The following is a 21,460-nucleotide window of genomic DNA, read 5'->3' as shown; positions in this document are numbered from 1 at the left end:
ACTTCGCCAAGGGCCATCTCGGCTCTAACCTGGAACGTGTCGTGCGCTCGACCCACAAGGCGATCGTCATTGCCTCACGCGCCTTCAAGCCGGTTACCAAGCTGCTGATTGCCTATGACGGCGGCACCATGGCGATGAAGACGGTCGATCAGGTCTCCCGCAGCCCGATCCTTGACGGTCTCGGCTGCAAGGTCGTGATGGCTGGGACGGACACCACCGAGAACCGCAAGAAGCTCGATGACGCTGCGATCATACTGAAGGCCGCGGGCTATGCCCCGGAAGTCGCACTCCTGCAGGGCGCGGCCGATAAGGTGATCTCGGACATGGTTGAGAAGGAAGGCTTCGACCTTCTCGCCATGGGAGCCTACAGCCATTCACGGCTGCGCTCCCTCTTCATCGGCTCGACGACGACGGAAATGATCCGCTCCTGCAAGGTGCCGGTCGTCATCTTCCGCTGAAGATAAGACGGGCGGGCATGTTGCCCGCCCTCTTACCCGGAGGAGAAACATGAAGACCATCGAGGATCCCGAAATCGTCGCGCTGTTCAAGAACAGTCTCGAACGCGAACTAATCGAGACCATTCGGCTGATTGACGAAAGCCGGGAATATCGAGCTCCCGTCGAGCTGGACCAACAGAGCGTTGGGCGATTGTCCCGCATGGACGCCATGCAACAACAAGCCATGGCCCAGGATATCAATCGTCGCCGACAGCACCGAAAGATAGCAATCGACCGGGCCTTGAACCGAATCCGCGATGGTGAATTTGGTTATTGCGCCGGATGCGGCGAACCGATTGCCGTGAAACGGCTGGAAATAGATCCCACATTTGAGGCCTGCGTGCGCTGTGCGCCCTAGCTGGCGCAAGCCATGGCGAGAGAAAGGAGCGATCCATGTCGCGTGAACAACAGACACTCTTTCTGATTGACGGAAGCCACTACGACCGTTTGCGGTCAGTGTTTGAAACACCCCTTGATCTGAACAAACTGGCGCAGATGGTGAGCGGCGGATCCACGATCAGCCAATCGAACTACTATCGTGACGCCCGTGACGACAATGAAGCCGAGCGCCTTCGCTCTCTGTTCGGTTGGTTGGAACATAACGGCTTTTCTGTGAGGGGGCGTACCCACAAGAAGGGTGAGCCGCGCGAGCGTTATGGCACCAACCTTGTGCAGATCGCAGTCGATGCGATCCTTCTGGCTGAACCCGGCGACCACGTGATTGTCGTCGCGGCGGACGCGAAGCTTGTGCCGATGCTTGAGGCCCTGCGAGAATACGACATCAAGGTGACTTTGGTTTCGACGCTCAATGCTCCTGACACAATCGCACCGCCAGCGATCCTCGTTGAAGCGGCCCACACATTCATCGACCTTGCTTCTCTTGTAGGCGAGCTGGCCGTCGAGAAATCCGATCCGAGATAAGTCCAAGCGAGATCTTTTGGGTAGCGCGGGCCGAGATCCCGCGCTATAGCTTCACTGCTTATTCGAGCAACAGTTCCCAATCACTGCGGTCTATTCAACGTCCCGGCTTTTGCCTCGGGCGCAAATCGTCTTGGAAATCGATATGCTCAAAGCCTACACAAAATTCGCCAGCGCCAACTGGCAACAGCTTCTCTTCGGTGCGCTGCTGATGGCCCTTTCAAGCTTCGGCCAGACCTACTTCGTTTCTGTATCCGGCTCATATTTCCGCGATGCCTTCAATCTGACCGATGGTGGGCTCGGAGCTACCTATGCCGCTGGAACCTTTGCCAGTGCGCTGACGCTGACATGGGCAGGCCGGCTGATCGACTATACGAGCGTTCGCCGCTTCACCTGGGCTGTGGCGCTGCTGTTGGCGACCGCTTGCCTGCTGGTTGCCATCAGCGCCAACTTCGTGATGTTGGCCGTCGCCTTCTGTTTCCTCCGCCTCGGTGGACAGGGGCTCATGACGCACACAGCGCTGACTGCGACGGCACGGGCGTTTCCGCAGGATGCTGGCAAGGCACTCGGGGTGATCGCGCTCGGTCTCTCCGTAGCGCAGGGTCTGTTCCCAATCGCCGGATTGACGATGATGGAACATCTAGGCTGGCGCACGGCCTGGGGGATCAATGCTGTTCTGGTTATCGGAGGCGTAGCGCTCGCTCTGGTGTTCCTGCCGCGTCAGGGAGACAGGCCGATACGAAGCCGGAAAGACCGCTCTGAAGGCACAGGATCTGTTAGCCCGGCGGTCTGGCGCGATTCACGCCTTCTTCTCACCCTTCCAGCGATATTGGCCGGACCCTTCATCGTCACCGGCTTCTTTTTCCACCAGGCCCGTCTCGCCGAACAGAAAGGCTGGGATCTGGCAACGGTTGCCGCAAGTTTCGCGGTGTTCGCGATCGTCCAGGCGATCGCTTCAGTGGTCGTCGGCCCAGTCATAGATAAGGTCGGCCCCAGGAGGCTGCTGCCGTTCTTCCTCCTGCCGCAGGCGCTCGCCATGCTGTTGCTCGGATACATCAGCGCGCCATGGATCGCGCCTGTCTACATGCTGCTCATGGCAACTTCGATGGCACTTGCCTCGACCCTTGCCACCGCGTTGTGGGTCGACCTGTTCGGCCCGTTGGAATTGGCAAGGGTGCGTTCCTTTGTCGAGGCAGGTACCGTCCTTGCCAGCGGCGCTTCCCCGATCATCATGGGTCTGCTGATTGATGCTGGCGTTTCGCTGGAGAGCCAAGCACTCGGATGTTTCGCCTATGCTCTTGTGGCGTCAATGATGGCCTCAACGGTCAAGCGGACTAGAAGTACGGAGCTTTGAGTAGGCGGTACGATACCGTGGTCATCGAGACACCCGTCGCTATGCCCCCTGTCTGCCCAAAAATGCGACGATCAAAACTCGTTATTTCATTATTCAACAAAAAGTTGGTACTTGGTACACACCAAATCTGCGTATTCATTTGTTATAAAAGAAGAAATAGCGCCGATCCGTCCAGTCGATCATCGGCGCAACCGCAAACACCGGCCGCCCATAGGGGGCGAGACCGGGGATGGCGCGGGTCAAAAAGTCAGGTCGTGTCGTCATGGCGGCGCAGATAGCATGCTTTGCCACAGAAGGACACTGCGCCCAAAAGATGGAGAGAGACTGGGGGCGCGACAGTCTCTGCCTCGCCCCTCCTCCATCCCGGGCCGCAAACCGGTTATTTTGGCGGATAGTTGACCCGCCGGCGTTCCTGCCCCCTGGCCTCCAGAAGTGTTTTCTGCAGAACCAGTTGTTCATAGGCATCCAGGTCACGAGCAGCGAGCGCGAAGGAGCCGTCGCCGGTAATCACGTTCCGCCTGAGATAGGCCTTCATATCGGCTTCCAGGCCCGGCTCCCCCTCGGTGAGTGCAATCGCATTGACGATGCAGTTCTCCTTCGCAGCCCTGTCCCGCGCCTCGGAGGGCGGCACGCCATCATTGCTGATCCCGTCGGTGGAAATGCTGATGATTTTCCGCGATGCCCGGAAGGGCATGACCTTGATGGCCGCTAGCCCGGAATCGATCGCAAAGGCCAGAGAGCTGCGCCTGGAAGTCCCGCTTGGAGGCGGCAAACCGGCTTTCGCCTCGATCTTCGCGGCCGCAACTTCCGCCTTGCTCGCCGAGCAGACGGTCATCCACGGAAGCACCTCATGCACATCACCAACACCGGACCATTCAAAATAGTGGAGCCCGAGGCAGCGATCTCCACCCAGCGCTTTGTCGAGGAACTCCGGAGAACGCAATAGTTTGACGTGGGCACTCACCTGGGCCGCCATTTCCTCGGTCGATATGGAGCTGGACCGGTCCACTGCGAAAACGATTGCCGCACTGACCGTCGTCGGCGACTTCCCCACGGCAGTAGATGACAATAAGCACGAAAGACCCACTGCAAGACAGATACGTACAGATGTCATTTCCCCTCCTCCGATAAGAATAAAATTCCAGGCCGCACAAGTGCAGCCAGCACAAACCTGGACGTTTCACAGAGGAACGAACACTTTTGAATAATGATGCAGACGTTCGTAACCGGGATTGAGTTTGACTAATAATTCTCGCAGTAATATTTGGCTTTTGAAAAATTTGGGGAGGCGCTGTATGAAACGTTTTCTCGACCTCGCATTTGATGACGAGATGAAGATTGCTAAGCGCGGAGAGGAAACAATCCGTTTCAGCAAGAGCGAACGGATTCTGCTCCTGGCGCTCACGAAAAATCATGGCCGACTGATGAGCAGGGACGCGCTGCTCAACGCGGCGTCTGCAGCTGATGATGACCGATCCGATCGGAGTATCGACTACGTCATCAACAGACTGCGGCAAAAGCTGAAGGATGATGTAAAGTCCCCCCGGTTCCTAGCCACTCGATATGGCGAAGGTTACGTGTGGCTGGTCGCACCCCAGGAGGCAGAACCGGATAAGGCTTTCGTGCTCATCGGGCCTTGCTATGGATTGAACGACGAAACATTCGAGCGTCCTGTGAGAGAACTTTTACAGGACTTGCGACAAGCCATTGCAAGCCGGATCAGGCCTGATCGGAAGGTGAGCATCACGACGGGTCCTGGCACCAACGGCGACCGTTTGAACTGTGAATACAGTCTAGAATTCGCCTTCCTGCAGGAGGCGGGGCGAATTCATGGCCGCTCAATCTTACGGCTCGCGAGCAACACGCAGATCATATCCATCCGAAAATTTGCCCTGGATTGGCCATTCGCGGAGCCCCAGGAGAGTACGGTCGAAGGCCTCGCGGCTGAGATCGTGGAGTGCATTGTCCTGCACAAGTCGGAAAATGGCACCCAGAGGAATGAAATACCCCTTGAGCTCAGCATGCACGAGGCCTCCCGGCTTCTCGCGCTAGCCGACACCGCCTGGCTGAAAAGCGGCGAGATGATCGCGAAAAAGCGGGCAGAAGATCCTGAGGATTCCAAGTATGCGATCATGTGGGCATCCCACCTCTATGCGACAATTCTATTCGCGCCGTTGCTCGGCGACCTCAACGACGAGAAGCGCGCTGAAACCGAGCTGGAAATCGAAGCTCTGTGCCTGAACCATCTGCCGCGGGTGCAAGGTCATGCCATTCTTCGCATCTGCATTGCCAAGCTGCTGTTTTTCATCGACCGTGGACATATGGAGTTGGTCGAAAGCCTAGTGAGCGAAGTCTACGAACAGGAGATAAGCTTCTCATCCGTGTATCCGCTACTTGGGCAACTCAAGGCTGCTCGCGGCCATTTCGACGAAGCCATTCGATACTTTGATCACGCCTTGCATGTGGCTGAGACCGGATCAAAATTCGAGCTCTACGTGTCGGTCCTCAGACTAAAAGCGCTTCTCGCTGCAGGACGGCGGCAGGAACTCGATCGGGACGCACAGGCGTTGTTCGAATTGTATCCAGAGACGATCGACACCGTAGGCTTGTTCATCGGTAAGCCCGACGACCCCTTCAGACCACAGCACGCAGCCTATCTGGATTCGCTTGGCACCCGCGGCGTGCTCGCATTGGTGAGTTATCTCTACCATAGCTCAGCCCGGCATTTCATATCACCGGAGCATCGTGAGCGAATCTATGGAGGGTTTGCCGCGCAGGTAGAGAAAAGATACGGCGTGATTTTTGTACCACCCGATCGCCACGCGGCCTCTCCGAGCGAGGCTGAAGACGCGCAGAATCTGAGCGATTCATGACGAGAACTGGAGCGCCGCAGGCCGGCGGCGGTACCCGTCTGATCGACCATCGGCGCGCACGCGTTGAAGCGGTCAGCGAAGACGGGTATGCCTTTTACAGCAGCCCGAGCTCGGCGAGTTCCCGCTTCAGATCGTCAGGCATATCTTCGATATTCGCGCCGGAGGCAGCAAGGTCGCGCGGGGCGGCATCTGCGTCGAGATAGCGCCAGCCCTGGAACGGGCGCCGCGGCGCCGGTGCCACCTCGATGACCTCGGGGCCGAGGATCAACTCGCAACGCGTAATCCCGTCGCCGCCGGTGAAGGTCTTGATATCAAGGAGCTTCTGCCGTGCAGACAATTGCCCCTTGATGATCCAGTAGAGCGATCCGCCATCGAGCAGTTCCTCGACGCGCTTCGGCACCATGCGGGTGACATGCGTGGAGTGAGGCTCGAGGCCCGCTGCAACGGCGACAAGGCAGCGTTCAGCGACCCAGTCGCGCAGATCGTCGATGGAGTCGGCTCCGACGCAGAGCTTGAGGAGATGCAGTGCCATGGCATTCGAGATAGACGGTCCCACTGGCGGGTCAAGGGCCGGGGTGTCGCAGGGGTGATGTGCTCAACAGTTTCGGTGGATTAAGGGTGGCGCAACATCACCCTCGGACTGGTTCAGCCGCTGCGTCGTCATCCTCGGGCTTGTCCCGAGGATCTATTGAGGGAGACCGAAAAACGAATGTTCAGCGGGAAATCAGAGTTGACGTCGAGCAGATCGCAACGGCAGCAGATCCTCGGGACAAGCCCGAGGATGACGAAGGGAAGGTGTCGAGACATGCGCCGTTACGCCCCCCTGCCCGCATCAACATTCGACGACGTTGACCGCGAGGCCGCCGAGCGAGGTTTCCTTGTATTTCTCGTTCATGTCGTTGCCGGTCTGGCGCATGGTTTCGATACAGGCGTCGAGCGGTACGAAATGAACGCCATCGCCTTTCAGCGCCAGCGAGGCGGCGGTGACGGCCTTGACGGCGCCGAGCGCGTTGCGCTCGATGCAGGGCACCTGGACGAGACCGGCGACGGGATCGCAGGTCATGCCGAGATGGTGCTCGAGGGCGATTTCTGCAGCATTCTCGATCTGCTCCGGCGTGCCGCCCATGACGGCAGCAAGACCTGCGGCGGCCATGGCCGAGGCAGAGCCGACTTCGCCCTGACAGCCGACTTCCGCGCCCGAGATCGAGGCATTGTGCTTGATGATCCCGCCGATGGCCGCCGCCGTCAGCAGGTAGTCGCGAATGCCTTCCTGATCGGCGTCGGGGTGAAAATGCAGGTAGTAGCGGATCGTGGCAGGCACGACGCCGGCCGCCCCGTTGGTTGGCGAGGTCACGACGCGACCGCCGGCCGCGTTCTCTTCATTGACGGCCATCGCATAAACGGAGAGCCAGTCATTGGCCAGCACGGGATTGAGGCGGTTGGAGCGCCATTCTTCCTGCAGCTGGTCATGGATCGACTTGGCCCGTCGGCGCACCTTCAAGCCGCCCGGCAGCTGGCCCTCCTGGCGCAGGCCGCGATCGATGCAGCTGGACATCGCCTCCCAGAGCCTGTCGAGCCCGGCATCGAGGTCTTCGCGCGAGCGGACCGCTTCCTCGTTTGCCCGTTTCATCTGGGCGATCGACAGGCCTGATGACGCGGCCATGGCGAGCATTTCCTTCGCCGAGGCAAAGGGATATGGCACCTTCTGGCTGGAGGCCTGCTTCTTCTGTTTCTGCATGGCGAGAAGCTCGGTATCGGTGACGACGAAACCGCCGCCGATCGAGTAATAGATCTGGGTGAGCAGCACCCGGCCGTCCTTGTCGAGAGCCGAGAGCCGCATGCCATTGGCATGGCCCGTAAGCGGCGTCTTCTTGTCGTAGACGAGGTCATCCTTCGGCTGGAAGAAATACGATGGGTGACCAGGAGGGGTGACGCGTCCCGTGCGCTCGACGTCGGCGATGATCGCCTCCATGCGATCCGGATCGACACTGTCAGGCGCCTCCCCCATCAGACCGATGATGACGGCATTGCCGGTTCCGTGGCCAATCCCGGTATAGGCGAGCGATCCATGCAGGCTGGCCTTGAGTGCCGCCACATGCGCGCCTGCCGGACGCGGCCACTGGTCGGAAAGAATGAGGTCGAGGAACCGGTTGGCCGCCGTCATCGGGCCCATGGTGTGGGAACTCGAGGGGCCGACGCCGATCTTGAACACGTCGAAAACCGAAAGAAACATGAGGCTCCTCGCATGCGGGACTGAAAGCACAAAGGCTAGAGCATCGCGTAACACGAATGCTCCTTGCAATCGACATCGGCTTTCACCGCCGCGACATGACCAGAGATGGGATCGGAACTGCAGAAACACAAACAGCGCGGCCGTGAGGACCGCGCTGTTTGATCAATCGACTGTGTCGGGTGTCAGATCGAACCAAAAAGGTAAGCCAGGCACATGAAGCCGGCGAAACCCATCAAGGCACGAAATGTGACACCCCAGCACGACTTATGGAAACTACCTTCCATGAAAACTCCGAGTGAGATCACATTCACAGGGAAAGCCGTCCCCCGACCGCTTTCTGACGCCTGATCTATTAAAATCGGAGCGGGTTCGCAACTGCAAAAATGGCGAAAGGAAGGCTTCAAATGGGAGGCAGACATGCACGGCTTGCATGGATTGTCGAAATTTCAATGGGATAGCAGTATTGTTCAGTTATCAGGATGCCAACCACCCTGCCCCAATTTAGGCCAATATCTTTCGCGTGGTTAATTTCCGTTGTGGATGGACCGATCGGCGGGATAATGCGCCCACCGATCACGCCCCTGGGATTCGCTCGATATGACCGTTGTCGACTACTGCGCCATGGCGCTCTTTCTGCTGCTCTGGCTCGCTTATGCTCGGATAACCGGCGACCAGCAGATCCTGTCGAGAACGAGCCTGACCAAGGCTATGGCCGAGCGCCGGCGCGAATGGATCATGAACTCAATGAAGCGTGATCTGAAGATGATCGACACGCAGATCATGGGCGGATTGCAGAACGGCACGGCCTTCTTTGCCTCCACGACGATCTTTGCGATCGGGGGCTGCTTCGCGCTTCTCGGCGCGACCGAACAGGTCGATGCCATCTTGAAGGACATCCCCTACATCGTGCAGGGCGGACGCGCGACCTTCGAGCTGAAGGTCTGTGGCCTGATCGCGCTGTTTGCCTATTCCTTCTTCAAGTTCGGCTGGTCCTATCGCCTGTTCAACTATTGCACCATTCTCTTCGGCGCGATCCCGATGGCGGACGAAGCAGCGAAGGACCCGGAACGGGCGATGCAGGCCGCCGAGCGCACGATTCGCATGAACATCATCGCGGCCAGTCACTTCAACATGGGCCTGAGGGCGATCTTCTACTCGATCGGCTATCTCGGCTGGTTCGTCAGCCCCTGGGTCTTCATGATCGCTACTGTTCTCGTCTTCATCGTGCTGTTGCGCCGGCAATTTTTCTCGGAAGCACGCCTTGCCCTCCTCAACGCGAGCGATAGGTGACGGCAGGATATCAGCGGCAAAGGCCTTGAATTCGCCGTCTTTGATGCCGACCCCGCCGAAGCATAATGACGATGGTGAGCACCGTCGTCGAAGAGCTTAAGGAAGAGCAAGTGGCAGATCCGACCGAGCGCCCCATCGCCCCGACAAGACCGCGCCTTTTGGCGCTCGATGCGGCGCGCGGGCTCGCTTTGATCGCCATGGCCACCTATCACTTCAGCTGGGACCTGGAATTCTTCGGCTATCTGGCGCCGGGGACGTCCACGCAGGGCTTCCTGCGAATTTATGCCCGTCTGATCGCATCGACATTCCTCTTCCTGGCCGGCTTCAGCCTCGTGCTCGCGCAATATCCGACATGGCGCCTGGAGCCATTCCTGCGCCGGCTCGGCGTCATTGTCGCTGCGGCCGCCGCGATCTCCGTCGCGACATACTGGTTCACGCCCGACAGTTGGATCTTCTTCGGCATCCTGCACGCCATCGCGCTGTCCAGCGTCATCGGACTCCTCTTCCTCAAGGCCCCGCCGCTCGTCACGCTCCTTGCCGCCGGCCTCGCCTTCGCCCTGCCCGCCATCTTGCGCTCGCCCGCCTTCGACGCCTGGTATTTCTGGTTCCTGGGGCTTTCCGAAACCCTGCCGCGGTCGAATGACTATGTGCCGCTGCTGCCCTGGATCGGGGCCTTGCTGACCGGCATCGCAGTAGCGCGGTTCCTCGTGGACGGCGACAGGCTCGGCTGGATTGCCCGACTGCCGGCGGGGCCGCGCTGGCTGCGCTGGGGCGGCCGCCACTCGCTGACCGTCTATCTGCTGCACCAACCAGTGCTGATCGCCGGGCTCTATCTGGCGAGCTTCGTCATTCCGGCACCCGCTTTGGATCCGGTCGCATCCTATATCGGGAGCTGCGAGGCGAGCTGTTTGCAGCAGGGCAACGATTCAGGCCTCTGCGAGCGCTTCTGCAGCTGCACGCTGGAACGCCTGCAGGCGGAGAACCTCCTCGATCCCCTCCAGTCTGGCGCAAACTTGGACGAGCAGAATGCCCGCATCCAGACGCTGGCCGAGGAATGCACCATCAGGAGTCAGCCAGCGCCGTAAGGGGGAATTCTCCGATGAATGCCTACCGCGCGAAGCCTCTGCGATACCCCTGGCCGCCCGTGCTTTATCTGGCGGGCATCATCGGCGCGATCATGGCCGGCAGGTTAGCGGCCCTGGGGCCGATCCCCTCGCCGCTTCCCTATCTTCTGCCGTCGATCGGCTTCAGCATCGGCCTCTTGGCCGTTACCCTCGATATCTGGGCCGTGCGAACCCTAATGGAGCGCCAGACGCCAGTATTCGACACGGGTTGTGCGCGCCATCTCGTGACCTGCGGGCCGTTTCGCTTCAGCCGCAATCCGATCTATCTCGCCTATACGCTGTTCACGGTGGCGCTCGGCTTCATCACCGGCAATGTCTGGTTCTTGATTGCAGCCACCACGGCGCTCATCGTCACACGGCTGCTCGCCATACCGAACGAAGAGCGTCATCTCGAAGCCCGCTTCGGCTTCGACTATGAAAGCTACCGCAAGCGGACGCGGCGCTGGATCTGATTCGGGAAGATTTTCAGCCGGGGCTCAGGTGCCGACGCCGATTTCCACCAGGCGGGTGAGACAGGCTTCTTCGGCCTGATCGAGTTCCGAGAGCGTCTCGTCGATATCACGGCGCTTCTGACGAAGTTCGTCGCGCTTCTCATCGATCTTCTTCATCATCAGCTTGAGCTGCCCGATCTCGCCCGGCGGCTCCTTGTAGACATGAACGATTTCGCGGATTTCAGCGATCGTAAAGCCGATTCGGCGGCCGCGCAGGATCTCCTGCAGGAAGCGACGGTCAGCGGCACGGTAGAGGCGGGTCCGGCCACGGCGTTCCGGATGCAGCAGGCCCTCGTCTTCGTAGAAACGTAGGGTGCGCGTCGACACACCGAATTCACGCGTGAGCTCTGTTATGCTATAGTATTTCTTCACGGCCATCCGTTCCTCTAGGGAGGACCATGATATTGACTTTTACGTACAAGTCAATTTTTCGGCGCTGCCCGGATCGCCCCTTGCGAGATCAGCTCATCTTGCCTGTATCGCCGGTCACATGAACCACCAGGTCGCAAGCCCCAGAAACGCGAAGAAGCCGGTGATATCAGTCACGGTTGTCACGAAGACCGCTGAGGCGACGGCCGGGTCGGCGCCGAAGCGATCCAGCGACAGGGGTATGAGGATGCCGGCGATGGCGGCCGCCATCATGTTGATCAGCATGGCCGTCGCGATGATGCCGCCGATATTGGGATCCTGAAACCAGAAGCCCGCCACGACGCCAATCGAGACGCCGAAAATCAGACCGTTGAGCAGACCGACGCCCGCCTCGCGCCGCACGACGCGGAAGGCATTGTGGATGTCGAGATTGCGGGTTGCCAGCGCCCGCACCGTTACCGTCATCGTCTGCGAGCCGGCATTGCCGCCCATGCCGGCCACGATCGGCATCAGAACGGCAAGCGCGACGATCTCCTCGATCGTCGCCTCGAACAGCGAAATGACCGAGGCCGCCATGAAGGCGGTCACCAGATTGACGGCAAGCCAGGGCACGCGCGAGCGTGACGTCTCGGCAATGCTGTCGGACAGTTCTTCGTCACCGACGCCGCCGAGGCGCAAGAGGTCTTCTTCCGCCTCTTCCTGGATGACGTCGACCACGTCGTCGATGGTGAGCACACCGACAAGACGCTCGTTCTCATCGACGACGGCGGCCGACAGAAGGTCATATTGCTCGAAGAGCTGCGCCGCCTCTTCCTGGTCCATCTCGGCCGGGATCGGGTGGTTGGTCGCATGCATGATGGTCTCGATCTTCACCGCACGCTTGGTGCGCAGGATCGCATCGAGATTGACCGCACCGAGCAGCTTGAAGGTGGGGTCGATGACGAAGATCTGGGTGAAGCTCTCCGGCAGATCCTCCTCGTCGCGCATGTAGTCGATCGTCTGGCCAACCGTCCAGAAAGGCGGCACGGCGACGAACTCGGTCTGCATGCGCCGGCCGGCCGAGCTTTCCGGATAGTCGAGCGCGCGACGCAGACGCACCCGCTCGGTAAACGGCAGCTGGGCAAGGATCTCCTCTCGGTCCTCGTCGTCGAGGTCTTCGAGAATGTAGACGGCATCGTCCGAATCGAGATCGCCGATGGCCGCGGCAATCTGCTCGTTCGGCATCTGGTCGACGATCTGCATGCGGATCGTTTCATCGACCTCGGTCAGCGCCGTCATGTCGAAGTCGGCGCCGAGCAGTCGGATCATCGACAGACGCTGGTCGGGCTGGATCGCCTCGATCAGGTCGCCGAGTTCGGATTCGTGCAATCGCGCGACATTCTGCCGGAGAAAGAGCACGTCACGATCGGCGATCGCCGCCCCGACCATGGTCAGGAAATCGTGCCGAATCGATCCTTCGTCGTCATAGATGTCGTCGTGGCTATCCTCGGCCGCGGGACGGTTGAGAAATTCGTCTTCGTTCTCTGTCATCCGGACCTCTCATACGCGACACCATGCCTCGACGCCCCGGAGAATGGCCGCAAAAACCCTCAAGTCAACAAGCAGATAGCGGAAATCGGCGGATGTCTGTGCAAAGCGTCGCTGAGCCTGCTAGCGTGGCCGGACCGCCACAGCCGGTAACCGCACCACACCTCAAGACATGAGCCTTTCGTGACCCGCCTCGCCATCCGCCGCTATCCCGATCCCGCCCTGAAAACGCCTGCCGAGCCTGTCAGCGACTTCGGGCCTGAGCTCACCACCCTGGCCGACGATCTCTACGAGACGATGAAGGCAGCTCCCGGTGTCGGCATCACGGCACCCCATTGCGGAATTCTGAAGCGACTGACGGTGATCGACCTCCCGGAGATCGGCGGGCGGCGCGACTATGTGAACCCGGAAATCCTCTGGGCCTCCGATGAGATGATGACGCATACCGAAGGCAGCGTCTCGATGCCGGGAATGACCGACGAGGTGACACGGCCAAAGGCCGTCAGGATCCGCTACCAGACATTGGACGGGGCGGTCGTCGAGGAGGAGATGGCGGGTTTTGCGGCAATCTGCATGCAGCACGAAATCGACCAGCTCGACGGGATCTTCTGGATCATGAAGCTGTCGCGGCTGAAGCGCGAACGCCTATTGAAGAAGTGGGACAAGGCGACGCGCTGACCGTATCGAACAAAGCCAGTGGCCGGGCGTTATCTCCGTCAGACGAGATGAACAAGGAGCCTTCCCATGGCCAAGGACGACCGCAAGACCGAGTTTTCCCGCGAAGACGATTACCGCGATTACGACCAGCGCAATATTGGCGAAGGCTGGCCCTATGCCGATGGGGCGGGTGCGACGGCGACACCGGTCGAGAATCGTGGCTACGGCGAGACCGGCGCCAATTTCGATCGTGACCGCAACGAGGGCTTCCGGATCGATGCGGTCAATGCCGACGGCTTCGAGCCAGAGCCGGCGACGCCGGTGCTGCCGACGACCGATGGCCGGGAAGACGACGACCAGCTCGAATCCGACATCGCGACCGCCCTCGAGGCTCTCGATGACACCCTCCTCGCCGGTCTCGATATCCATGTGGACGGCCATGTCGTGACGCTGCGCGGGTCGGTCGACACGCCGGAGGAGCGCCGGATGGTCGAGCTCAAGGTACTGGGTGTGAAGGGCGTCAGCGACGTGAAGAACTTCGTCACCACGCTCGGCGTCGACAGCCACATTCCTAATGATGGCGACTGAGAAGTCGTTGAAAAATCAGCAACAAAAAACCCGGCTCGAAGGCCGGGTTCTTTTTTGGTGCGGTCGAGAAGACTCGAACTTCCACGGGTTGCCCCACAGCGACCTCAACGCTGCGCGTCTACCAATTCCGCCACGACCGCATCGTGGTAGGCGCCGAATTGCTCCGGCGGGGCTGCATGTAGCAAAAGCCTTGGGGGTCCACAAGCCCGCCGTGACAGATTTTTGAAAATTCGTCACGGCCGGTGGATAAGCCCCCTGCATGGGGGAGGCCGGCGCCCTTGAACTCCAGGGCTTTTATTGCCAAATACAGGGAAAACAAGGCTTTTCGCCAATCCACAGCCCAAGGCGCTTTTCATGCTTCGCACAGATCTCGACCATGCCATGCACCCTCGTGAAGGCTCACGGGCCGTGAGGTGGCGAGTCTCCGACGGGCTCGTGGGTTATGAAGATGCGGTTGCCGAAATGGAGCATCAGGTCGCTCTGATTGCCGACGGAAAGGCCGATGAACTGGTCTGGCTGGTGGAGCACCCTCCCCTTTATACTGCCGGCACCAGTGCTGTTTCCAAGGATCTCATCGAGCCCGAACGATTCCCCGTTTTCGCGACGGGTCGAGGCGGCGAATACACCTATCATGGTCCCGGCCAGCGAGTGGCCTATGTGATGCTCGATCTGAAGCGCCGGCGCCAGGATGTGCGCGCCTATGTGGCGGCCCTCGAGGAAGTGGTGATCCGCACGCTCGACAGCATGAACGTCAAGGGCGAGCGCCGCGAGGACCGCGTCGGCGTCTGGGTGCGTCGTCCGGAAAAGCCTGTTCTGCCCGATGGCACGATGAGCGAGGACAAGATCGCAGCGCTTGGCATTCGCCTGCGGCGCTGGGTCAGTTTTCACGGCCTGTCGATCAATGTCGATCCCGATCTCTCGCACTTCACCGGGATCGTGCCCTGCGGGATCTCCGCCTATGGGGTGACGAGCCTCGTCGATCTCGGGCTGCCAGTGATGATGGCGGATGTAGACATGCGGCTGCGCGAAGCATTCGAAGACGTCTTCGGCCCGACGGCCAACGAAAGCTGAAACCTCAGGCGCGTCCCATCACGGGACCGTCGAGATCGCCGGCATCACGGCGACGGTCGTGGCGTTCCTCGTAGGTCTCGATCTGTCGGGCAATCTTTTCAATCAGCCGACCGCATTCGAGATGCGCTTCGGTCAGGCGCTGGAGATCGAGCTTGAGGGCTTCAAGCGGCAGATCGCTGGTCTCCTGGATGGGTCCCGAACCGACTCCGGTCATCAGCCACATGGGCGAAACACCGAGAATGCCTGCGAGATCGATCAGGCTCGACGGTCTCGGTTCGGCACGGTCCGCTTCCCAGGCCAGCAGGCTTTCCCGTTTCACGCCGATGCGATTTGCAACGTCGGCCAGCGAGAGGCCAGAAGCGTCGCGCGCAGCCGACAGGCGTCCCCCAAGCGTATCATCACTCGAATCCGTCATCCGGGGATAGACCTTGCGTGCGGGCATGCGACTTCTCCTGACCGTCGGGGAAGGTCGGACACTGTGCCGACTTTCCTTTCTACTCCGATCTCACATCACTACATTAGACGACATGAAGATCCCGGATCTTTCCGCGGGCGCCACCAACAGGTGCAAACCCGCCACGCGACGACATCCGCAGGATGCGTACAAACGCAGCGTAAACGACGCAAGCGAGTTTTTGTTCCAGACTTTCTTGGCTTGATCCCGACGAGCGCATCATGCTTGTTCTCTCAAGCCCGCGTTCTTCCGATGAGTCCCGACAATGAGTTCCACGCCCTCCAGTCCCTTTCGCGGCATGGTCCTCATGGCGGGTTGCATGCTCGTGCTGCCGATCATGGATGCCATCGCGAAATACATGGCGACAGTCGAGGGCATGTCTCCGGGACAGGTAACCTTCTATCGCTTCTTCTTCCAGCTGGCCTCGGTCCTGCCGGTCCTGGTCGCACTCAATGGTCTGGCAGCCTTTTCGGCGAAGCGGCCCTGGATGAACCTGTTGCGAGGCGCCATTCATGGCGCCGCGAGCCTGATGTTCTTCATGGCGGTCAAATACATGCCGCTCGCCGATGTCTTCGCCATCTACTTCGTCGAGCCCTTCATCCTGACCGCGATGTCCGCCATCTTCCTCAAGGAGAAAGTCGGCTGGCGACGTTGGCTGGCGATCGCGGTCGGCTTCGGTGGTGCGATGATCGTCATCCAGCCCAGCTACGAAGTCTTCGGCATGACGGCCCTGCTGCCGGTTGCCTGCGCCTTTCTCTATGCGCTCTACATGTTCCTGAACCGGGCGATCGGTGAGGCCGATACGCCCATGACCATGCAGACCATGGCCGGCATCGGCGGAACCCTTTTCATGGGCGGTGCGCTGGTCATCGGCACCGCTGCCGGCGACATCGACTTCGAGATATCACTGCCAGCGTCGTCGCTCGGCCTCGGACTGGTCATCCTGCTCGGCGCGATCTCCGGCTACATCCATCTTCTGGTCGTCCGCGCCTTCCGCATGGCGACGCTGTCCGTGCTCGCGCCCTTCCAGTATTTCGAAATCATCGCCGCCGTCGCCTTGGGTTACCTGCTCTTCGACGAGTTTCCGACACCGTCGAAATGGCTCGGCATCCTGATCATCGTCGCATCGGGGCTCTTCATTCTCTGGCGCGAACAAAGACGCGCGACGCCGGCACGGACTGCCTCTGACGTCGCCTGAATGTCCGACAGCTCAGAAGCATTTTAACGAATTCGCTCACGAGATTCTAAGGGTTCTCGCCTAGGTTTCGAGCATCCATCCGCAGTATCGGGAGAGCTTCTTGGCGACGTATCAGGCCGCAGTGTTTCTGGCCGCCTTTAATCTCGGCCTGCTCTGGCTCCTGATGGCCGCACCGCTTGGGCGGCGAACCATCCGGGTGAGCCGGATCATCCGCGAGCGCCCGGAAGAACTGTGGAACATCACCCGCCCCGCCGGCGATCAAACATCCTGGCATCCCAATGTCATTGCCGTCGAACCGGTCGACGGCAAACCGGATCTCGTAGAATTCGCCTATCGGCAAAGCGATCGTCACGGCCATCCGAGCAGACGGACCATGATCGTCGATCGCACCGCGATGACGTCAGCCGGCTGCTTCTCCTGCGAACTGCGGGTGGTCAATGATACAACGCTCGACCACACCTTCTGGGAAGGCTATCGCGAACGCCGCAAGGTCGAACGGGCACCGCTGGGCAGCCGGGTAACCTTCGAGCAGACGGACAACTATCGCGGACTTGCCTTCTATCTCTTCCGGCGCATAGCGCTGGCCCGCGAACTCTCCGCACTGCAAAACCATGTGGAGGAAAGTCCGGCCTCGGGCCTTCTGCATTTCGAACACCCCCTGTGGCAGACCGTGCTCGTGATTCTCTCGACCGTCCTGCTCTGGCCGTTCTTTGGCTTGACGGCGCAGGGCCTGATGATCTCGGTGTTCCTGACCCTCGTCATTCTTCTGCATGAACTCGGCCACATGGTGGCCTATCGTGCCTTCGGGCACCCGACGACACGCATGCTGTTCGTGCCGCTGCTGGGCGGCGTGGCGATCGGCGGTCGGCCCTACAATACCCATTTCGAGGTCGCGACCTGTGCCCTGATGGGGGCAGGTTTCTCGGCGCTGCTTGTCCCGATCCTCGTGGCAGCCCATCAATCGGCGATGGACATTCCCCACTCGATGGCAATGGATGGCCCGATCCTGGTCTTTCTCGTCATTCTCGGTGCCTTCAACCTTCTCAACCTTCTGCCCACTTACCGTTTCGACGGCGGCCAGGTGCTGCGGCAGGTGTTTCAAGGCCCACGCATTCTCGCGTTCACCAGTTTCCTCGTCACCGGCGTGGTCGCCTGGACCGGCTGGCGAATCGGGCTTGCGGCACCCGTCTTGACGGTCGGCGTGGCGCTCTTCACCCTGCTCGGCATGATCAGGACGAAATCGGCCAAGCCGCGCGAAGCCCTGGTGCCGATGAACGGTCCGGAACGACTGATGACCGGCTTCGGCTACTATGCGGCGCTCGCCATCCACGTCTACGCGGTGATCTATGCTTGCGACAGATTGTTTCGCTGATCGCGTCGCCACTCCACCCGCTTGACATGCGGCCACCCTCAAGCTCCAAAAGACCGCATGGATTCCGATCAAAAGCACCTCCCCGCCGGCTATCACGACGTCGCGCCGAACATGCTCGCGACCATCGTCACCTGCCTGGAAATGACCGCCAGACCTGCACCTCGCGCCAATCCGCCGACCGATGGGCTGACGGTCGAGCGCTGGAACGCGCCGGCACTTGAGGATTACCGCGCGCTCTACCGCCGCGTCGGAGAAGACTGGCTCTGGGTCTCGCGCGCCGTGATGGAGGGTGACGAGCTGGCGGCGATCATTGAAGATCCCGCCGTCGAGATTTTTTCGCTGATGCGCAATGGCGAAAGGCTCGGACTTCTGGAGCTCGACTTCCGCCAGGCCGGGGAATGCGAACTTGCCTTTTTCGGCCTCGACCAGAGCCTGATCGGATCGGGCGCTGGGCGTATCCTGATGAATGTCGCGATCGACAAGGCATGGGACAAGCCGATCTCGCGCTTCTGGGTTCACACCTGCCATCTCGATCATCCGGCGGCACTCGCCTTCTACCAGCGCTCCGGTTTCCGGCCCTATAAGCGCATGGTCGAGATCTTCGAAGACCCCCGCCAAACGGGCAAGCTCCGCGCCGACGCCGCGCCGCATTTCCCCGTTCTGCAGGCGGAATAGACGAGAAGAATCAGACTTTTGAGAAAATCCGGCTCAGCCCTTGAGCCGGATGCTAAAGCCGTGCGAAAGTCGCCACCAACGATTTGTCAGGAGAAAAACCATGGATGTTCGCGCCGCCGTCGCCACCCAGGCTGGAAAGCCGCTCGAGGTCATGACCGTTCAGCTCGAAGGCCCGCGCGCCGGCGAAGTGCTGATCGAGGTGAAGGCCACAGGTATCTGTCACACCGATGATTTCACGCTCTCGGGTGCCGACCCGGAAGGTCTCTTCCCGGCCATTCTTGGCCATGAAGGTGCAGGCATCGTCGTCGATGTCGGCCCGGGTGTCACCTCGGTGAAGAAGGGTGACCATGTCATTCCGCTCTACACGCCGGAATGCCGCGAATGCTATTCCTGCACCTCGCGCAAGACCAATCTCTGCACGTCGATCCGGGCAACCCAGGGCCAGGGCGTGATGCCTGACGGCACGAGCCGTTTCTCGATCGGCAAGGACAAGATCCACCACTACATGGGTTGCTCGACCTTCTCGAACTTTACGGTGCTGCCGGAGATTGCCGTTGCCAAGGTCAACCCGGACGCGCCCTTCGACAAGATCTGCTACATCGGCTGCGGCGTGACGACCGGCATCGGCGCCGTTATCAACACCGCCAAGGTCGAGATCGGCTCGACGGCCATCGTCTTCGGTCTCGGCGGCATTGGTCTGAACGTGCTGCAGGGCCTGCGCCTGGCCGGTGCCGACATGATCATCGGCGTCGACATCAACCCGGACCGTAAGGAATGGGGCGAAAAATTCGGCATGACGCATTTCGTCAATCCGAAGGAAGTCGGCGACGACATCGTGCCGTATCTCGTCAACATGACGAAGCGCGGCAACGACCTGATCGGCGGAGCCGACTACACCTTCGACTGCACCGGCAACACCAAGGTGATGCGCCAGGCACTCGAAAGCTCGCATCGCGGCTGGGGCAAATCCGTCATCATCGGCGTCGCAGGCGCTGGCCAGGAAATCTCGACGCGTCCCTTCCAGCTGGTCACCGGCCGCAACTGGATGGGCACAGCTTTTGGCGGCGCACGCGGCCGTACCGACGTGCCGAAGATCGTCGACTGGTACATGGAGGGCAAGATCCAGATCGACCCAATGATCACCCACACCATGCCGCTCGAAGACATCAACAAGGGTTTTGACCTGATGCATAAGGGCGAATCGATCCGCGGCGTCGTGGTCTATTGATGTCTGTGGCTTACACTGTCGATGTGCGGAGGCTCGATGCGTTCTCCGCCGTCGATCTCTACGCCATGCTGAAGTTGCGCGTCGACGTCTTCGTCGTCGAGCAGCATTGCCCTTATTCGGAACTCGACGGCAACGATATTGACTGCCTGCATCTGCGGCTGCTCGATGGCGAGGAACTGCTCGCCTGCGCAAGGCTCTGGCGCCCGACGCCGAAGCATCAGCCCCGCATCGGACGTGTGGCGGTCTCGCCGAACCATCGCGGCAAGCGGTTGGGCGAGGCGCTGATGCGCGAGGCGATTGCTGAGGTCGAGAAGCGCTACCCGGGTGAACCGATCGAGATTTCGGCGCAAAGCCATCTGCAGAAATTCTATGGCTCGCTTGGGTTTGAGGTGATCTCGGAAGAGTATCTGGAGGATGGCATCCCGCATATGGATATGCTGCGGAAGGGATAGGTCTTGACGCGGCGTCACTTGCTGGCTGCTCATGCGAGAAGCTGCTACAATGGGACCATCTTCAGGAGTTTCGACCATGAAGCATGACCGCATCGTCCTGGATGACAGGCAAACTGATATGATCGAGCGACTGGTTCGATCCGGGCGTTTCAACTCAACGACCGAGGTGATCGGCTACAGTCTGGACCTGCTCGAGCAACGCGAAGCTGATGCTGATCGGTTTTTGTCTGACCTCGAACAAGAGGTGACACGCGGGCTGGACAGTGGTCCGGCGTCGGGCATGGAGACAGCCGAGGAGTTGATCGCGCAATTTCGCGAGCGGCGCTGACTGATGCCTCTCATCCTGAGGCGTCCTCTCTTCGTCGAGGACATCAAGGCAATCTGGACTTATGTAGCTGCCGATAACGAAGCCACAGCCAACCGCCTGCTGCACGAATTGGAGGAGCGCTACCGGTTGCTGTCGGAGCGTCCGCAGCTCGGCAGCAGACGTTTCAGCCGCTATCCGGCGATGCGACTATTCCCGTTTCGCCGCTACTTGATTATCTACCAACCGCTCGATACCGGCGACGGCATCGAGCTTGTCCGTCTCCTGCACACGGCGGGAGACTATCGCAAATTCTTTGACGAATGAATCATGCCTGAAATCTATGTCGATGCCGATGCCTGTCCGGTAAAGCCGGAGATCCTGAAAGTGGCCGAGCGGCATGATCTGCCGGTCACCTTTGTCGCGAATTCCGGTCTTCGCCCTTCGCGCGACCCGATGGTCAAGAATGTCATCGTCTCGGGCGCCTTCGATGCGGCGGACGACTGGATTGCCGAGCGCTGTGGCGAGGGTGATATCGTTATCACCGCCGACGTGCCGCTTGCGGGTCGCTGTGTGGCAGCCGGCGCGCTGGTGACCGGGCCGACGGGGCGTATCTTCGACACCGCGAATATCGGCATGGCGACGGCCATGCGCGATCTCGGCGCACATCTGCGCGAAACCGGAGAAAGCAAGGGCTACAACGCCGCCTTTTCGCCGCGCGACCGCTCGGCATTCCTCGAAACACTCGACCGGCTCTGCCGGCGTGTGAAGAAATGAGCCCTAGA

General features: G+C 60.3%; 25 protein-coding genes and 1 tRNA gene. 19 read left to right on the top strand and 7 right to left on the bottom strand.

Annotated features, from left to right (window positions below):
- The 4 genes from QWE_RS11195 to QWE_RS11180 all read left to right on the top strand — a co-directional run.
- Positions 1-458, top strand: a 458-nt coding sequence (locus QWE_RS11195) for a universal stress protein (RefSeq protein ID WP_006726232.1), incomplete at its 5' end; no start/stop codon positions are given.
- A gap of 49 nt (positions 459-507) precedes the next feature.
- Positions 508-855 (top strand): TraR/DksA family transcriptional regulator, encoded by a 348-nt coding sequence (locus QWE_RS11190; RefSeq protein ID WP_006726231.1) that lies wholly within the window; start codon positions 508-510, stop codon positions 853-855.
- Between the two features lie 35 nt (positions 856-890).
- Complete coding sequence (locus QWE_RS11185) at positions 891-1,418, top strand: NYN domain-containing protein (RefSeq protein WP_006726230.1); 528 nt, start codon at positions 891-893, stop codon at positions 1,416-1,418.
- A gap of 142 nt (positions 1,419-1,560) precedes the next feature.
- Positions 1,561-2,769: an MFS transporter gene (locus QWE_RS11180; RefSeq protein ID WP_006726229.1), complete on the top strand. Its 1,209-nt coding sequence runs from the start codon at positions 1,561-1,563 to the stop codon at positions 2,767-2,769.
- Positions 2,770-3,148: 379 nt separating this feature from the next.
- Here the strand turns inward: QWE_RS11180 and QWE_RS11175 are convergent, their stop codons facing one another.
- Positions 3,149-3,883 (bottom strand): DUF1194 domain-containing protein, encoded by a 735-nt coding sequence (locus QWE_RS11175; RefSeq protein ID WP_083872891.1) that lies wholly within the window; start codon positions 3,881-3,883, stop codon positions 3,149-3,151.
- Between the two features lie 181 nt (positions 3,884-4,064).
- Here QWE_RS11175 and QWE_RS24400 point away from each other — a divergent pair, with 181 nt between their 5' ends.
- Positions 4,065-5,642, top strand: a complete 1,578-nt coding sequence (locus tag QWE_RS24400) for a winged helix-turn-helix domain-containing protein (RefSeq protein WP_006726226.1) — start codon at positions 4,065-4,067, stop codon at positions 5,640-5,642.
- A 94-nt stretch (positions 5,643-5,736) separates the two neighbouring features.
- On the opposite strand, the gene QWE_RS11165 is transcribed toward QWE_RS24400, so the two are convergent.
- Positions 5,737-6,174, bottom strand: coding sequence for a DUF1489 family protein (locus tag QWE_RS11165; protein WP_006726225.1), 438 nt, complete (start codon positions 6,172-6,174; stop codon positions 5,737-5,739).
- 300 nt (positions 6,175-6,474) lie between these two features.
- Complete coding sequence (locus QWE_RS11160; RefSeq protein WP_006726224.1) at positions 6,475-7,875, bottom strand: L-serine ammonia-lyase; 1,401 nt, start codon at positions 7,873-7,875, stop codon at positions 6,475-6,477.
- A 597-nt stretch (positions 7,876-8,472) separates the two neighbouring features.
- On the opposite strand from QWE_RS11160, the gene QWE_RS11155 reads away from it, so the two are divergent.
- The 3 genes from QWE_RS11155 to QWE_RS11145 all read left to right on the top strand — a co-directional run bounded on the left by QWE_RS11155 (position 8,473) and on the right by QWE_RS11145 (position 10,741).
- Positions 8,473-9,165 (top strand): DUF599 domain-containing protein, encoded by a 693-nt coding sequence (locus QWE_RS11155; RefSeq protein WP_006726223.1) that lies wholly within the window; start codon positions 8,473-8,475, stop codon positions 9,163-9,165.
- A 71-nt stretch (positions 9,166-9,236) separates the two neighbouring features.
- Positions 9,237-10,250, top strand: coding sequence for a heparan-alpha-glucosaminide N-acetyltransferase (locus QWE_RS11150; protein WP_006726222.1), 1,014 nt, complete (start codon positions 9,237-9,239; stop codon positions 10,248-10,250).
- A gap of 14 nt (positions 10,251-10,264) precedes the next feature.
- The gene (locus QWE_RS11145) at positions 10,265-10,741 is read left to right on the top strand and encodes a methyltransferase family protein (RefSeq protein ID WP_006726221.1); all 477 of its coding nucleotides are present in this window, start codon (positions 10,265-10,267) and stop codon (positions 10,739-10,741) included.
- A 24-nt stretch (positions 10,742-10,765) separates the two neighbouring features.
- On the opposite strand, the gene QWE_RS11140 is transcribed toward QWE_RS11145, so the two are convergent.
- Together QWE_RS11140 and mgtE are read right to left on the bottom strand one after the other, a co-directional pair.
- Positions 10,766-11,158 (bottom strand): MerR family transcriptional regulator, encoded by a 393-nt coding sequence (locus tag QWE_RS11140; protein WP_040299962.1) that lies wholly within the window; start codon positions 11,156-11,158, stop codon positions 10,766-10,768.
- 108 nt (positions 11,159-11,266) lie between these two features.
- Entirely contained in the window at positions 11,267-12,679 is a 1,413-nt protein-coding gene (gene mgtE, locus QWE_RS11135) for a magnesium transporter (protein WP_006726219.1), read from the bottom strand.
- Positions 12,680-12,859: 180 nt separating this feature from the next.
- Here mgtE and QWE_RS11130 point away from each other — a divergent pair, with 180 nt between their 5' ends.
- Positions 12,860-13,354: a peptide deformylase gene (locus tag QWE_RS11130; RefSeq protein ID WP_006726218.1), complete on the top strand. Its 495-nt coding sequence runs from the start codon at positions 12,860-12,862 to the stop codon at positions 13,352-13,354.
- A gap of 66 nt (positions 13,355-13,420) precedes the next feature.
- Positions 13,421-13,921, top strand: a complete 501-nt coding sequence (locus QWE_RS11125) for a BON domain-containing protein (protein WP_006726217.1) — start codon at positions 13,421-13,423, stop codon at positions 13,919-13,921.
- Positions 13,922-13,976: 55 nt separating this feature from the next.
- Here the strand turns inward: QWE_RS11125 and QWE_RS11120 are convergent.
- Positions 13,977-14,061, bottom strand: a tRNA-Leu gene (locus QWE_RS11120).
- Positions 14,062-14,275: 214 nt separating this feature from the next.
- Between QWE_RS11120 and lipB the strand changes: the two genes are divergently transcribed.
- A complete protein-coding gene (lipB, locus tag QWE_RS11115; protein ID WP_006726216.1) occupies positions 14,276-14,992 on the top strand; it encodes a lipoyl(octanoyl) transferase LipB in 717 nt (238 codons plus the stop codon).
- Positions 14,993-14,996: 4 nt separating this feature from the next.
- Here the strand turns inward: lipB and QWE_RS11110 are convergent, their stop codons facing one another.
- On the bottom strand, positions 14,997-15,434 hold the full coding sequence (locus tag QWE_RS11110; protein WP_006726215.1) for a helix-turn-helix domain-containing protein: 438 nt from the start codon (positions 15,432-15,434) through the stop codon (positions 14,997-14,999).
- A gap of 277 nt (positions 15,435-15,711) precedes the next feature.
- Between QWE_RS11110 and QWE_RS11105 the strand changes: the two genes are divergently transcribed.
- The 8 genes from QWE_RS11105 to QWE_RS11070 all read left to right on the top strand — a co-directional run bounded on the left by QWE_RS11105 (position 15,712) and on the right by QWE_RS11070 (position 21,452).
- A complete protein-coding gene (locus tag QWE_RS11105; protein WP_006726214.1) occupies positions 15,712-16,644 on the top strand; it encodes a DMT family transporter in 933 nt (310 codons plus the stop codon).
- Between the two features lie 100 nt (positions 16,645-16,744).
- Positions 16,745-18,016 carry a zinc metalloprotease gene (locus tag QWE_RS11100; protein WP_006726213.1) on the top strand — a complete coding sequence of 424 codons (1,272 nt, stop codon included), beginning with the start codon at positions 16,745-16,747 and terminating at the stop codon, positions 18,014-18,016.
- Between the two features lie 57 nt (positions 18,017-18,073).
- Positions 18,074-18,691 carry a GNAT family N-acetyltransferase gene (locus QWE_RS11095; protein ID WP_006726212.1) on the top strand — a complete coding sequence of 206 codons (618 nt, stop codon included), beginning with the start codon at positions 18,074-18,076 and terminating at the stop codon, positions 18,689-18,691.
- 100 nt (positions 18,692-18,791) lie between these two features.
- The gene (locus tag QWE_RS11090; RefSeq protein ID WP_006726211.1) at positions 18,792-19,919 is read left to right on the top strand and encodes an S-(hydroxymethyl)glutathione dehydrogenase/class III alcohol dehydrogenase; all 1,128 of its coding nucleotides are present in this window, start codon (positions 18,792-18,794) and stop codon (positions 19,917-19,919) included.
- A complete protein-coding gene (locus QWE_RS11085; RefSeq protein ID WP_006726210.1) occupies positions 19,919-20,371 on the top strand; it encodes a GNAT family N-acetyltransferase in 453 nt (150 codons plus the stop codon). Before QWE_RS11090 ends, QWE_RS11085 begins: the two co-directional genes overlap by 1 nt.
- A 76-nt stretch (positions 20,372-20,447) precedes the next feature.
- Entirely contained in the window at positions 20,448-20,699 is a 252-nt protein-coding gene (locus QWE_RS11080) for a ribbon-helix-helix domain-containing protein (RefSeq protein ID WP_006726209.1), read from the top strand.
- Positions 20,700-20,702: 3 nt separating this feature from the next.
- Positions 20,703-21,002: a type II toxin-antitoxin system RelE/ParE family toxin gene (locus QWE_RS11075; RefSeq protein WP_006726208.1), complete on the top strand. Its 300-nt coding sequence runs from the start codon at positions 20,703-20,705 to the stop codon at positions 21,000-21,002.
- A gap of 3 nt (positions 21,003-21,005) precedes the next feature.
- A complete protein-coding gene (locus tag QWE_RS11070) occupies positions 21,006-21,452 on the top strand; it encodes a YaiI/YqxD family protein (protein WP_006726207.1) in 447 nt (148 codons plus the stop codon).
- Positions 21,453-21,460: the final 8 nt, after the last annotated feature.

The sequence above is a fragment of the Agrobacterium albertimagni AOL15 genome, assembly GCF_000300855.1.
GTDB classification, from domain to species: domain Bacteria; phylum Pseudomonadota; class Alphaproteobacteria; order Rhizobiales; family Rhizobiaceae; genus Allorhizobium; species Allorhizobium albertimagni.
The sequence above is the reverse complement of the archived record's forward strand: the minus strand, read 5'-3'. Positions and strand labels throughout refer to the sequence as shown.

Coding starts and splice junctions, on each gene's coding strand:
- lipB (WP_006726216.1), top strand. CDS start 14,276: ATGCTTCGCACAGATCTCGACCATGCCATGCACCCTCGTGAAGGCTCA.
- QWE_RS11145 (WP_006726221.1), top strand. CDS start 10,265: ATGAATGCCTACCGCGCGAAGCCTCTGCGATACCCCTGGCCGCCCGTG.
- QWE_RS11080 (WP_006726209.1), top strand. CDS start 20,448: ATGAAGCATGACCGCATCGTCCTGGATGACAGGCAAACTGATATGATC.
- QWE_RS11105 (WP_006726214.1), top strand. CDS start 15,712: ATGAGTTCCACGCCCTCCAGTCCCTTTCGCGGCATGGTCCTCATGGCG.
- mgtE (WP_006726219.1), bottom strand. CDS start 12,679: ATGACAGAGAACGAAGACGAATTTCTCAACCGTCCCGCGGCCGAGGAT.
- QWE_RS11140 (WP_040299962.1), bottom strand. CDS start 11,158: ATGGCCGTGAAGAAATACTATAGCATAACAGAGCTCACGCGTGAATTC.
- QWE_RS11190 (WP_006726231.1), top strand. CDS start 508: ATGAAGACCATCGAGGATCCCGAAATCGTCGCGCTGTTCAAGAACAGT.
- QWE_RS11085 (WP_006726210.1), top strand. CDS start 19,919: ATGTCTGTGGCTTACACTGTCGATGTGCGGAGGCTCGATGCGTTCTCC.
- QWE_RS11070 (WP_006726207.1), top strand. CDS start 21,006: ATGCCTGAAATCTATGTCGATGCCGATGCCTGTCCGGTAAAGCCGGAG.
- QWE_RS11075 (WP_006726208.1), top strand. CDS start 20,703: ATGCCTCTCATCCTGAGGCGTCCTCTCTTCGTCGAGGACATCAAGGCA.
- QWE_RS11125 (WP_006726217.1), top strand. CDS start 13,421: ATGGCCAAGGACGACCGCAAGACCGAGTTTTCCCGCGAAGACGATTAC.
- QWE_RS11175 (WP_083872891.1), bottom strand. CDS start 3,883: ATGACATCTGTACGTATCTGTCTTGCAGTGGGTCTTTCGTGCTTATTG.
- QWE_RS11090 (WP_006726211.1), top strand. CDS start 18,792: ATGGATGTTCGCGCCGCCGTCGCCACCCAGGCTGGAAAGCCGCTCGAG.
- QWE_RS11110 (WP_006726215.1), bottom strand. CDS start 15,434: ATGCCCGCACGCAAGGTCTATCCCCGGATGACGGATTCGAGTGATGAT.
- QWE_RS11095 (WP_006726212.1), top strand. CDS start 18,074: ATGGATTCCGATCAAAAGCACCTCCCCGCCGGCTATCACGACGTCGCG.
- QWE_RS11180 (WP_006726229.1), top strand. CDS start 1,561: ATGCTCAAAGCCTACACAAAATTCGCCAGCGCCAACTGGCAACAGCTT.
- QWE_RS11185 (WP_006726230.1), top strand. CDS start 891: ATGTCGCGTGAACAACAGACACTCTTTCTGATTGACGGAAGCCACTAC.
- QWE_RS11155 (WP_006726223.1), top strand. CDS start 8,473: ATGACCGTTGTCGACTACTGCGCCATGGCGCTCTTTCTGCTGCTCTGG.
- QWE_RS11160 (WP_006726224.1), bottom strand. CDS start 7,875: ATGTTTCTTTCGGTTTTCGACGTGTTCAAGATCGGCGTCGGCCCCTCG.
- QWE_RS11150 (WP_006726222.1), top strand. CDS start 9,237: ATGGTGAGCACCGTCGTCGAAGAGCTTAAGGAAGAGCAAGTGGCAGAT.
- QWE_RS11165 (WP_006726225.1), bottom strand. CDS start 6,174: ATGGCACTGCATCTCCTCAAGCTCTGCGTCGGAGCCGACTCCATCGAC.
- QWE_RS24400 (WP_006726226.1), top strand. CDS start 4,065: ATGAAACGTTTTCTCGACCTCGCATTTGATGACGAGATGAAGATTGCT.